This window comes from Mesorhizobium sp. B2-3-7 (assembly GCF_006442695.1).
Classification (GTDB): domain Bacteria; phylum Pseudomonadota; class Alphaproteobacteria; order Rhizobiales; family Rhizobiaceae; genus Mesorhizobium.
On the sequence record NZ_VFVV01000001.1, the window covers coordinates 636,786 to 648,535 of the forward strand.

General features: G+C 64.7%; 9 protein-coding genes and 1 pseudogene. 5 read left to right on the forward strand and 5 right to left on the reverse strand.

Annotated elements, in window-relative coordinates; all coding sequences use genetic code 11:
- Nucleotides 1-12: 12 nt before the first annotated feature.
- The 3 genes from FJ940_RS03205 (at nucleotide 13) to FJ940_RS03215 (ending at nucleotide 4,529) form a co-directional block, all read left to right on the forward strand.
- Nucleotides 13-1,656, forward strand: coding sequence for an ABC transporter substrate-binding protein (locus tag FJ940_RS03205; RefSeq protein ID WP_140655224.1), 1,644 nt, complete (start codon nucleotides 13-15; stop codon nucleotides 1,654-1,656).
- Nucleotides 1,646-2,590 (forward strand): acetamidase/formamidase family protein, encoded by a 945-nt coding sequence (locus FJ940_RS03210; protein WP_140655226.1) that lies wholly within the window; start codon nucleotides 1,646-1,648, stop codon nucleotides 2,588-2,590. Before FJ940_RS03205 ends, FJ940_RS03210 begins: the two co-directional genes overlap by 11 nt.
- A gap of 163 nt (nucleotides 2,591-2,753) precedes the next feature.
- Nucleotides 2,754-4,529 (forward strand): ABC transporter ATP-binding protein, encoded by a 1,776-nt coding sequence (locus tag FJ940_RS03215; protein WP_140655228.1) that lies wholly within the window; start codon nucleotides 2,754-2,756, stop codon nucleotides 4,527-4,529.
- Nucleotides 4,530-4,614: 85 nt separating this feature from the next.
- Here the strand turns inward: FJ940_RS03215 and ggt are convergent, their stop codons facing one another.
- The 5 genes and pseudogenes from ggt to FJ940_RS03240 form a co-directional block, all read right to left on the reverse strand.
- Nucleotides 4,615-6,201: a gamma-glutamyltransferase gene (gene ggt, locus FJ940_RS03220; protein WP_140655231.1), complete on the reverse strand. Its 1,587-nt coding sequence runs from the start codon at nucleotides 6,199-6,201 to the stop codon at nucleotides 4,615-4,617.
- Between the two features lie 48 nt (nucleotides 6,202-6,249).
- Nucleotides 6,250-7,050, reverse strand: a complete 801-nt coding sequence (locus tag FJ940_RS03225; protein WP_140655233.1) for an ABC transporter permease — start codon at nucleotides 7,048-7,050, stop codon at nucleotides 6,250-6,252.
- On the reverse strand, nucleotides 7,047-7,973 hold the full coding sequence (locus FJ940_RS03230) for an ABC transporter permease (RefSeq protein ID WP_140524273.1): 927 nt from the start codon (nucleotides 7,971-7,973) through the stop codon (nucleotides 7,047-7,049). Before FJ940_RS03230 ends, FJ940_RS03225 begins: the two co-directional genes overlap by 4 nt.
- Nucleotides 7,973-9,055: an ABC transporter ATP-binding protein gene (locus FJ940_RS03235; protein WP_140655397.1), complete on the reverse strand. Its 1,083-nt coding sequence runs from the start codon at nucleotides 9,053-9,055 to the stop codon at nucleotides 7,973-7,975. The genes FJ940_RS03230 and FJ940_RS03235 overlap by 1 nt, the downstream gene beginning before the upstream one ends.
- 69 nt (nucleotides 9,056-9,124) lie before the next feature.
- Nucleotides 9,125-10,018, reverse strand: a pseudogene (locus FJ940_RS03240) (ABC transporter substrate-binding protein); the annotation flags it as partial.
- 218 nt (nucleotides 10,019-10,236) lie between these two features.
- Here FJ940_RS03240 and FJ940_RS03245 point away from each other — a divergent pair.
- A complete protein-coding gene (locus FJ940_RS03245; RefSeq protein ID WP_181171734.1) occupies nucleotides 10,237-10,938 on the forward strand; it encodes a GntR family transcriptional regulator in 702 nt (233 codons plus the stop codon).
- A gap of 141 nt (nucleotides 10,939-11,079) precedes the next feature.
- Nucleotides 11,080-11,637: a TMEM175 family protein gene (locus FJ940_RS03250; protein ID WP_246670963.1), complete on the forward strand. Its 558-nt coding sequence runs from the start codon at nucleotides 11,080-11,082 to the stop codon at nucleotides 11,635-11,637.
- Nucleotides 11,638-11,750 lie beyond the last annotated feature (113 nt).

Consider the following 11,750-nt stretch of genomic DNA (forward strand, 5'->3'; position numbering starts at 1 on the left):
GGGAACATAACAATGAAAAAGCTTCTCGCATCCACCGTGGCCGTATCGGCGCTGGCGCTGATGCTCGGCATGACGAGCGTCCGCGCCGAGGACGCCGTCGATCCCAACGCCAAGCAGGGCGGCGCCATCACCATCACCTACAAGGACGATGTCGCGACCCTCGACCCGGCGATCGGCTATGACTGGCAGAACTGGTCGATGATCAAGAGCCTGTTCGACGGGCTGATGGACTACGAGCCGGGCACCACGAACCTCAAGCCCGATCTCGCCGAAAGCTACGAGATCTCGCCCGACGGCAAGACCTTCACCTTCAAGCTGCGCCATGGTGTGAAATTCCACAATGGCCGCGAAATGACCGCCGAGGACGTGAAATACTCGCTCGACCGCGTCACCAACCCGAAGACGCAGAGCCCCGGCGCCGGCTTCTTCGGCTCGATCAAGGGCTATGACGATGTCGCCGCCGGCAAGGCGGAGACACTATCGGGTGTCACCGTGGTCGACCCCTATACCGTCAAGTTCGAGCTGACCCGGCCCGACGCCACCTTCCTGCATGTCATGGCCATCAACTTCTCGCATGTCGTGCCGAAGGAAGAGGTCGAGAAATATGGCGCCGATTTCGGCAAGCATCCGGTCGGCACCGGCGCCTTCAAGCTCGCGGAGTGGACGCTCGGCCAGCGCATCGTCTTCGAGCGCAACGCGGACTACTGGCATAAGGGACTGCCGCATCTGGACAAGATCACCTTCGAAATCGGCCAGGAGCCGATCGTGGCGCTGCTGCGCCTTCAGAAGGGCGAGATCGACGTGCCCGGCGACGGCATTCCGCCGGCCAAGTTCCAGGAGGTGATGGCCGATCCCGAGCAGAAGGCGCGCGTCGTGGAGGGCGGGCAACTGCACACCGGCTACGTCACCATGAACACCACCATGGCGCCGTTCGACAATGTGAAGGTGCGCCAGGCGGTCAACATGGCGATCAACAAGGCGCGCGTCGTGCAGATCATCAACAACCGCGCCGTGCCGGCCAACCAGCCGCTGCCGCCGTCGATGCCGGGCTACGACAAGGCGTACAAGGGCTATCCCTATGACGTCGCCAAGGCCAAGGCGCTGCTGGCCGAAGCCGGCCATCCCGACGGCTTCGAGACGCAGCTTTTCGCCATGAACACCGATCCCAATCCGCGCATCGCGCAGGCGATCCAGCAGGACCTCGCGGCGATCGGCATCAAGGCCAGCATCCAGTCGCTCGCCCAGGCAAACGTCATCGCCGCCGGCGGCGACAAGGCCGGCGCGCCGATGATCTGGTCGGGCGGCATGGCCTGGATCGCCGACTTCCCGGACCCATCGAACTTCTACGGTCCGATCCTCGGCTGTGCTGGCGCGGTGCCTGGCGGCTGGAACTGGTCGTGGTATTGCAACAAGGACCTCGACGCCAAGGCGGCCGAGGCCGACTCGGTGGTCGACCCGGCTAAAGCCGCCGAGCGCGACAAGATGTGGAGCGCCATCTACGACAAGGTGATGGAGGACGCGCCCTGGGCGCCGGTCTTCAACGAGCAGCGCTTCACCATGAAGTCCGCGCGCATGGGCGGCGCCGACAACCTCTATGTCGACCCGGTCCATATCCCGATCAACTACGACAATGTGTACGTAAAAGATGTGCAATAATTGCGACTACACCATCCACGGACGCCATCACCATTTCGGCTGGGACAATTCCTTTGCCCCGGCCGAGCGGGTGGCGCCCGGCTCGACCATCGAGTTTCAGTGCCTCGATTCCTCCGGTGGCCAGCTCAAGCCCGACAGCACCGTCGCCGACATCGCCAAGCTCGACTTCGCCGGGATCAACCCTGTCACCGGGCCGATTTTCGTCGAGGGCGCCGAGCCGGGCGACGCGCTGAAGGTGACGATCGAGATGTTCAAACCGTCCGGCTTCGGCTGGACGGCGAACATTCCAGGTTTCGGCCTGCTCGCCGACGACTTCAAGCAGCCGGCGCTGAACATCTGGAAATACGATGCCGCCTCGCTCGAGCCGGCCTTGTTCGGCAAGAACGGCCGCGTGCCGCTGAAACCCTTCGCCGGCACCATCGGCAACGCGCCGGGCGAGATGGGCCATCACTCGGTGGTGCCGCCCCGCCGCGTCGGCGGCAATCTGGACATTCGCGACCTCGCCGCCGGCACAACGCTCTATCTGCCGGTGGAGGTGGCCGGCGCGCTGTTTTCGGTCGGCGACACGCATGCCGCGCAGGGCGACGGCGAGGTCTGCGGCACGGCGATCGAAAGCCCGATGGACGTCGTGCTCAAGCTCGACCTGGTCAAGGACGCCAGGCTGAAGATGCCGCGCTTCACCACGCCGGGCCCGGTGACGCGTCATCTCGACACCAAGGGCTACGAGGTGACCACCGGCATCGGCCCGGACCTGATGACCGGCGCGAAAGAGGCGGTCGCCCAGATGATCGACCTGCTCGCCGGCCGTTACCAGATCGATCCGGTCGAGGCCTATATGCTGGCCTCGGTCTGTGGCGATCTCAGGATCAGCGAGATCGTCGACATGCCGAACTGGGTGGTGTCGTTCTACTTCCCGCGCTGCGTGTTCGAATGATGTTCGGTCGGCGCTGCACCCCCACCCCGCTGCTTCGCAGCGACCCTTCCCACAAGGAGGAGGGTAAAAAACCGGCGCCCTACCTCCCCCTTGTGGGGAGGTCGGACCGAAGGTCCGGGTGGGGGGCGCCACAGAATAAATCCCTTGCAGGTTTGCGTCTGCAATGACCTCAGCCACCGAAACAATTCTCGACATCGCCAATCTCTCCGTCTCCGTGCGTGGCGAGGACGGCGAGCGCGACGTCGTCTCCAACCTCTCTCTGACGCTTTCACGCGGCGAGACGCTCTGCATCGCCGGCGAATCCGGCTCCGGCAAATCGATGACCGCGCTGGCGATCATGCAACTACTGCCGCAGCCCGCCGCGCGCATATCTTCGGGCACGATCCGCCTTCTTGGCGGGGATGCGGGCGACACCGATCTCACAGCGCTCGACGAGCGCCGGATGCGCCGCATCCGCGGCGACCGCGTCGCCATGATCTTTCAGGAGCCGATGACCTCGCTGAACCCGGTGCTGCCGATCGGCCGCCAGCTCACCGAATCCATCGAGGCGCACACCAGCCCCTCGCCCGCCGAGGCCCGAAGCCGCGCCATCGAGGCGTTGAAGGCAGTGCGCATTTCGGAAGCCGAAAGCCGGCTGAAACAGTTTCCGCATGAGCTGTCCGGCGGCATGCGCCAGCGGGTGATGATCGCCATGGCGCTGGCGCTCGAGCCGGACGTGCTGATCGCCGACGAGCCGACGACTGCGCTCGACGTCACCGTGCAGGGCGAGATTCTGGAACTGCTGCGCGACCTGCAGCGCCAGCACGGCACCAGCGTCATCCTCATCACTCACGACATGGGCGTGGTCGCCGAAATGGCCGACCGCGTCATCATCATGCGGCATGGCCGCATGGTCGAGGAAGGCAAGACATCGGACATTTTTGCTCGCCCGCGAGCCGACTACACGCGCGAGCTGCTCGCCGCCGTGCCGCGCATCGGCACTGGCGCCGGCCGCCAGAAATCGAAAGAGATTGCCGAGCCGGCTGCGCCGGCAAACGTCGCCGATGTCACCGATCTGCATGTCCGGTTCGACCTGCGTGGCGGCTTCTTCGGGCGCGTCAACCGGCGCGTCCATGCCGTCGAAGGCGTCAGCTTTTCGATCGCGCCCAACGAGACGCTGGCGCTGGTCGGCGAATCCGGCTGCGGCAAGTCGACCACCGCCAAGGCGCTGGCCGGACTGGTGCCTTATACCGGCGACATCGTCATCGGCGGACGCAACCTGTTGGGCCTCGGCCGCGACGAGCGCAAGGCGGTGCGCCGCGACGTGCAGATGATTTTTCAGGACCCCTACGCTTCGCTCGACCCGCGCATGCGCGTCGGCGATCTCGTTGCCGAGCCGCTGGTCATCCATGGCGTCGCCTCGAAGGAGGAGCGCAGGGACCGGGTGGCGGCTTTGTTCGAGCGGGTCGGCCTGTCGGCCGACCAGATGGAGCTCTATCCCCACGAATTCTCCGGCGGCCAGCGCCAGCGTGTCTGCATCGCCCGCGCCCTGGCGCTAAGGCCGAAGCTGATCATCGCCGACGAAAGCGTTTCGGCCCTCGACGTTTCCGTGCAGGCGCGCGTGCTCGACCTGTTGAAGGAATTGCAGCGCGAATTCGGCGCCGCCTACCTCTTCATCTCCCATGATATGGCCGTAGTCGAAAACATCTCCGACCGCGTCGCCGTCATGTATCTCGGCCAGATCGTCGAGATGGGCACGCGCGACCAGGTTTTCTCCAACCCGCGCCACCCTTACACCAGGCGGCTGATCGAAGCCGTGCCGGTGCCCGATCCGGCGAAGCGCAGGAGCCGGTTCGCAAGGCTGGACCAAGAGATTCCGAGTGCGACGCGGAGGCTGGGCGAGAGCCCGCAGAGGCTGGCGCTGAGCGATGTCGGAGGCGGTCACCTGGTGGCGGGGTGAGGGTATGCTGCTCATGTGGGGCGGCGCCGACGCTTGCTGCGGCAACTGCAGCCAAATCCGGGCCGCGACGGCTGTCCCGATCCCATCAATACCCAAGCGCCATTCCGTCCTTGCGTGGATCCGACGCCCCGGTCAGCGTTCCCTTTTCCCAGTCGATCAACACCGCCTGGCCGCCGCCGAGCGGATGGTGCGGCTGGGTGATGGCATGGCCGCGGCGGCGCAGGCCTTCGATCGCATCAGCGGGAACACCGCGCTCGGCCTCCACCATGCCGTCATTGTAGAACACTCGCGGCGCATCGAGCGCCTGCTGCGGATCCATGCCGAAGTCGAGCATGTTGGTCAAAAGATGGACGTGGCCGAACGGCTGGTAGCCGCCGCCCATGACGCCGAACGGCATCACCACGCGGCCGTTTCGCGTCGCCATGCCGGGCATGATCGTGTGCATCGGCCGCTTGCCGGGCGCGATGGCGTTCGGATGCGCCGGGTCGAGGCGGAAGCTCGAGCCGCGGTTCTGCAGCACCACGCCGGTCTTCGGGCCGACGACGCCGCTGCCGAAGGAATAATAGGTCGAGTTGATGAAGGAGACCGCGTTGCGGTCGCGGTCGACGATGGAGATGTAGACCGTCTCGCTGCCGGGCAGCTGCACATCCGGCAGGTGCGTCATGGCACGCTGGCGGTCGATCTCGGCGCGCAGCCGCTCGGCATAGGCGGCCGACAGAAGCTCTTTTACCGGCACCGGCACATGGTCCTGGTCGCCGAGGAAACGGTCGCGGTCGCGGTAGGCCAACCGCCCCGCTTCGATCTCCAAGTGCAGGCGCTCGGCGCCGTCGGGGTCGAGCTCGCCGAGCCTGAGCCCCGACAGCACATTCAGCATCACGAGCGCCGTCAGCCCCTGATTGTTCGGCGGCATCTGATGGATCTCGTGGCCGCCATAGGAGACGCTGACCGGCGCTACATAATCGCCCTTGGTCGAAGCGAAATCCTCAAGCGAATGCAGTCCGCCCAACGCCTTGAGCCGGCTCACAATGTCGTCGGCGACGGCGCCTTCATAGAACCCGGCGCGGCCATGCCTGGCAATGATGCGTAAGGTGGCGGCAAGCTCCGGCTGCCGGTGCACGTCGCCGGCCCTGGGCGCCTCGCCGCCCGGCAGGAAAATGCGCGCGGCGTGCTCGTCGGCCGACAGGTCGGTCTCCGGTTCGGCCCAGTCGAAGGCGACGCGGTCATGCACGACATAGCCGTTCTCGGCATAGTTGATCGCCGGCGCCAACACCTCTGCAAGGTCCTTGCTGCCATGGTCTTCCAGCAGCCTGCACCAGGCGTCGATCGCGCCGGGCACGGTCACGGCATGCGGTCCCTGTTTGGGAAGTTCGCTGAAGCCTTTGTCGCGATACCAGTCCACGGTCGCCTTGGCGGGCGCCCGGCCGGAGCCATTGAAAGCCAGCACGTGTCCCTGCCCCGCGGGGCAATAGAGGACAAAGCAGTCGCCGCCTATGCCGGTCGATTGCGGCTCGACCACGCCCTGCACGGCGGCGGCGCAGACAGCGGCGTCCATGGCATTGCCGCCGGCGCGCAGCATGTCAATGGCTGCAAGCGTCGAAAGCGGATGCGAGGTCGCGGCGATCGCTTCGGTGGCACGGACCGGCGAGCGGCCGGGAAACTGGAAATCACGCATTCTGTCCGAATATCTCCTGGTCACTTGAAGCCAATTGGTCCGGTGAAATCAATGCCGTCTGCCGAAGATCTGCGCCACCGACAAGAGCACGACCGACAGCACGATCAGGCAGGTCGAGATGGCAGCGATCGTCGGGTCTATCTGGTCGCGCAGGGCGTTGAACATGCGGCGCGTCAAGGTCGTCGTCTCGCCGCCCGAGATGAACAGCGAAACCACCACTTCGTCGAAGGAGGTGATGAAGGCAAACAGCGCGCCCGAGACGATCGAGAAGCGGATCTGCGGCATGGTAACTTGCCAGAAGGCGGCTACGCGTCCGGCGCCCAGGCTGCGCGCCACGCGCTCCTGGTTCATGTCGTAGGAGCGCAGGCCCGAAAGCACCGTCAGCACCACCAGCGGCAGCGCCTGCACCGTATGCGCGATGACCAGGCCGGTCAGCGTGTTGTTCAGCCCGATGCGCGCGTAGAGGAAGAAAGTGCCGATGCCGATCAGGATCACAGGTACGATCAGCGATGCCGTCATCAGTGCGTTGATGCTGCCGTTGAAGCGCAGCGTGCCGCGATTGATGGCGTAGGCGGCGGCCGTGCCGAGCGGCGTCGCCACCAGCGCTGTCATAACGGCCACCTTGACCGAGACGACCGTCGCGTCGCGCCACTCCGGCGACTGGAAGTAGGTCTGGTACCAGCGCAGCGACCATTGCTGGAGCGGAAACTGCAGCAGCGTCGAATCCGAAAACGACATGATGACGATGATGACCGACGGCGCGATCAGGAACAGCAGCACGAGGCCGCCCAGCGCATAGAGCCACAGACGTTGCCGGTGCGAGATCGGCAGGCCGACATCTCCACTCATCGCGAACTCCACACACCTGTGGCGCGCGCGCCGAGCAGCCACTGGAACAGGCCGAGCAGCGCCAGCGTGACCGCGAGCAGCACGACGCCGAGCGCCGCGCCGGCGCCCCAGTTGGAATAGAGACTGGTGGTCTGTTCCATGCGCATCGCCCACATGACAACCTTGCCGCCGCCCATCAGCGCCGGCGTGACGAAAAAACCCAGGCACAGCACGAAGACGATGACCACGCCCGAGGCGAGGCCGGGCAGCGACAGCGGAAAGAAGATCTGCCGGAAGGTGGCGACGGGGCCGGCGCCCAGATTCATCCCGGCGCGCAGGCAGTCGGTGTCGATGGTCTTCATCGAGGCGTAGAGCGGCAGCACCAGGAACGGCAGCAATATATGCGTCATGCCGATGACGACGCCGGAAAAATTGTTGGCCAGCGGCAGCGGCTGGCTGATGACTCCGAGGTCGATCAGCCAGCTGTTGATCAGCCCCTTGCGCTGCAGGATCACCAGCCAGGCATAGGTGCGCACCAGCACCGATGTCCAGAACGGCAGGATGACGAAGATCAGGCAGATCGACGCCGCCCGGCGCGGCAATTGCGACAGCATATAAGCCAAGGGATAGCCCAGCAGCACGCAAGCGGCGGTGACGATGAAGGCGACCTTGAAGGTGGTGAGGAAGGTCTTGATGTAGGAGGTCTGCTCGAAAAAGCGCGCATAGTTGGCCGCGCTCAAGACGCCGGCCTCGTCGAACAGCGACAGCCAGAACAGCCAGCCGATCGGCACGATGATGATGGCAAAGACGAGGAACAGGCTTGGCGACAGCAGCGCCAACAGCCGAAACTGCTCGCGCCGCGCATCGGCGCGCAACGCATGCGCGTTCAGGTCCTGGGTCATGGCGCCAATTGCCTCGTCCATCGTGGCGGTTTGCACGCTCATCAGTCCGCCGCCACCAGGATCGTATCCTGCGCATCGAGGCCAAGCGCGATCGGCTGCCCGGCGGCCGGCAACCTGGCCAGCACGTCGCTGCGGCAATAGTCGCGCAATGTCAGCTGCCTGCCGTCGCGCAGCACGGCGTAGCAGACGAAGCTGTCGCCCTGATAAATCACGTCACTGCGAGTCGCGCTGAGCACGTTGACGCCCTTGGCCGGCTCTGCATTTGACAGCAGCCGCAGCTTTTCCGGCCGCACCACCATCAGCTGCTGGCCCGATGCCGGCGCCGGCGCCGCGGTGTGGATTTGCCTGTCCTCGTACCAGACCGAACCGCTGCGGCATTCGACGGGAATGAAATTCGATTCCCCGATGAAGCCGGCGACGAACCGGGTGCGCGGCGCGGCGTAGAGAATTTCGGGCTTGTCGAGCTGCTCGATGCGCCCGGCATTCATGACGGCGATACGATCCGACATGGTGATCGCCTCGCGCTGGTCGTGCGTGACATAGACAGTCGTCATGCCAAGCCGCCGATGCAGGGCGCGCAGTTCGATCTGCATGTGCTCGCGCAGGCCCTTGTCCAACGCCGACAGCGGCTCGTCCATCAGCACGATGCGCGGCTCGAACACGATGGCGCGCGCCAGCGCCACGCGCTGGCGCTGGCCACCGGAGAGCTGGTCGACGCGCCGTTCGCCGAGGCCCTGCAACTTCACCAGCTCCAGCGCTTTCTCGACGCGTTCCACCGTCTCGGCGGCCGGAACGCGGCGCTGCTTCAGCGGAAAGGCGATGTTGTGGAAGACGTTCATATGCGGGAACAGGGCATAGTTCTGGAACACCATGCCGATATTGCGCCTGTGCGGCGGCGTGGTGATGATCTCCTCGTCGCCGACCTTGATTGAGCCGGCATTGGCCCTGACGAATCCCGCCAGGATCATCAGCAGCGTCGTCTTTCCGGAGCCGGAAGGGCCGAGCAACGTCAGGAATTCGCCGGCCGCGACGTCGAGATTGAGGTCGCGCAGCACCGATACGGAGCCAAAACGTTTCTCTATCGCGCGCATGCCGATCGGCAGCGCGGATGGCGCAATGGACAAGATTGTTTTCTCCTGGGCAGGACTCCAAGAAGCAGGGCCAGGCGGCTCCGGCGGGATCTTCCCGGTCTCGAACGCCTTCTCGTTGACCGGTCCGTTGTCGACATAAAGCGGCAGATTGGCCTGTAATTGCGGACTGACGAACATCGCCAGCGCCTTCATCGCGACCTCCTTGTTCTTGGCGCCCTTGGGAATGACCATGCAGTCGGCGGTGAGTACGCCCTGGTCGAAGGAGAAGCTGACCGGCGCGCCTTCCTTCTTCAAGGTGCCGGCGCGGCCGTTCCAGATGCTTGCCATGTCGACCTCGCCGTCCTTCACCAGTTGCATGGCCTGCGCGCCGGAAGTCCACCAGGCATCGACATGGCCACGGATCTTGTCGACCGATTTCAGCGCGCCGTCGATGTCGACAGGATAGACCTTGTCGATCGGAATGCCGTCGGCGAGGGCTGCAACGCTAAGCGTCTCCGTCGCCTGACTGCTGCTCAGTGCGCGCCGTCCGGGAAACTTCTCCACATTCCAGAAATCGGCCCAGGTCTTGGGGCCTTTGTCACCGAACACGTCGGTCCGGTAGACGAGTACCACGGAGGTGTAGGAGATGCCGACCCAGTCGTCATGCACGAGCTTGGGATCGATGCCGCTCTTGTCGATGAGGTTGTAGTCGAGCTTTTCGAAAAGCCCTTCCTTCGAGCCGCGCGCGCATTCGTCGGCGCCGAGCTCGGTGATGTCCCACTTCACCGCGTTGCCTGTCACCTGCAGGCGCACGTCATCGAGACCGTTGGTGGTGTCTTCCTTGATGGTGATGCCGAGCGCATCGGCGGTCGGCTTGAAGAAGGCCTTGGCCTGCGCCTCCTGATAGGTGCCGCCCCATGAGGCGACGGTAATGGTGTCGCCTGCCGCGGCGGGCGCCGTGACCGTGGCCATGAGGCCCGCTATGGCAACGACGCTAATGCCTTTGGTGCTGTTCATTTCGGTTCTCCAACCGGTGTTCCCATTGTTTTTGATTTCGCATGCGATTTTGTATACAATTTTGAGTGTAGCTCGGGGATCAGCGAAGTCAACACCGCTCGGCGGGGCCTTGGGGCCACCGACCCGGGGCCGGGGAATGGCAAAACGCGCCGATTTTGAATACAGCTACGCGCGAAACACATCGATTTCCGGCACGGACCGGAGACTGGATACGGAACTTGGCCAAGGAAACAAAAAACACGCTGCGCGACTCGGTCTATTCCGCGCTCAAGGCAATGATCGTGACCGGCCAGATCCCGCCGGGCGCGCGCGTCACCGAGAGCGACATTGCGGCAAAGCTGAATGTCAGCCGCACGCCCGTGCGCGAGGCCTTCAACCGCCTCGAGCGCGACGGGTTGGTCACCGGCCGGCCGCGGCAGGGCTACGCCGTCACCGAGTTCGACATAAACATGTTCCGCGAGGCCTTCGACATCCGCGAACTGCTCGACGGCCACGCCACCGAACTGGCGGCGGCTGCGGCCACCGAGAAAGACAAGGCGCGGCTGCGCGCCATGCTGGCCGAATGCGAGAGGCTGGCCGCCATTGCGGATCGAACCACAAGGGAAAAATTCCAGGAGCTTGAAGTCGGCATCGATCTGCACCGCGTCATCGCCGAAATCAGCGGCAATGCCATGCTGCACGGCATGCTGTGCGGCATCCTCGACAGGTGCCAGCACTATGTCTGGACGGAACTGCTGTGGCTCGACGAATGGAAGATCGCCCGCGACGAGCATGCCGAGCTCGTCGAGGCGATCTGCGCCGGCGACGCCAAGCGCGCCGGCGCCCTGGCGCGCGCCCATGTGCGCGGCTCGCGCGAGAACGTGCTGCGCCTGCTGCAGGCCAAATCGGATTACCAGAGCTTTCTGGCCAAGGCGTCGTGAGCGGGGTTGGACTTGGCGCGAAGCAACGCGTTAGCGATCTCGACTGGGCAGCCATGGATATTGCGGGTGGCGATGCTACCATAGGCCGGACGAACCTCGACAAGGACACTCCAGGTGCTTCCCTCGACAGGGCTTGAGCGATTGAGCGCATTTTCGGATGGCGTGTTCGCCGTCCTTATCACCGTGCTCGTGCTTGACCTGCGTCCACCGGAGGTGCCGACCTTCACCGCGTTGCTGGCCTTGTGGCCGACATGGCTGAGCTACGGCGTGAGCTATCTCTTCATCGCCATCGTCTGGGCGAATCACCATCATCTCCTGCGCCACGCCACGGCGGCGACGACCAGCCTGATGTGGTACAATTTCGCGCACCTGTTTTCGGTGTCGCTGCTGCCGTTGGCAACCGCGTGGATGGCGGTCAGCGAGCTGGCCCCGCAGCCGGTGGCGTTCTACGCGGTCGTCTTCTTCCTGGTGAACCTGACCTACATTCTCCTGATCCGGGAACTCATCGACCCGATGCCGGCCGACACCGTTCCGCTCAAGGTGCGCAAGGTCATGCGCATCCGCTCGATGGTGACGCTGTGCCTTTTCGGCTTGGCGGCGGTCGTCGCCCTGAAATACCCGATCGCCGGACTGGCGATCTGTTGCTGCTGCCTGACGGTCTATCTCCGGCCGGAAGCGCCGGGATCGCGCGCCGGCTGAGCACAATGTCAGGTCATGCCGCCCGCGTCGGCTTTCGGCCTCGATCCGCCAGGCCGCCCTGAATTTGCGCTGGGCAGTCTCCAGATGCTCGCCGCATCGCCACTTGGCCGCGT

What these genes read in the sequence shown, in the direction of transcription:
- FJ940_RS03205 (WP_140655224.1), top strand. Translation starts at nt 13, where the DNA reads ATGAAAAAGCTTCTCGCATCCACCGTGGCCGTATCGGCGCTGGCGCTG.
- FJ940_RS03210 (WP_140655226.1), top strand. Translation starts at nt 1,646, where the DNA reads ATGTGCAATAATTGCGACTACACCATCCACGGACGCCATCACCATTTC.
- FJ940_RS03215 (WP_140655228.1), top strand. Translation starts at nt 2,754, where the DNA reads ATGACCTCAGCCACCGAAACAATTCTCGACATCGCCAATCTCTCCGTC.
- ggt (WP_140655231.1), bottom strand. Translation starts at nt 6,201, where the DNA reads ATGCGTGATTTCCAGTTTCCCGGCCGCTCGCCGGTCCGTGCCACCGAA.
- FJ940_RS03225 (WP_140655233.1), bottom strand. Translation starts at nt 7,050, where the DNA reads ATGAGTGGAGATGTCGGCCTGCCGATCTCGCACCGGCAACGTCTGTGG.
- FJ940_RS03230 (WP_140524273.1), bottom strand. Translation starts at nt 7,973, where the DNA reads ATGAGCGTGCAAACCGCCACGATGGACGAGGCAATTGGCGCCATGACC.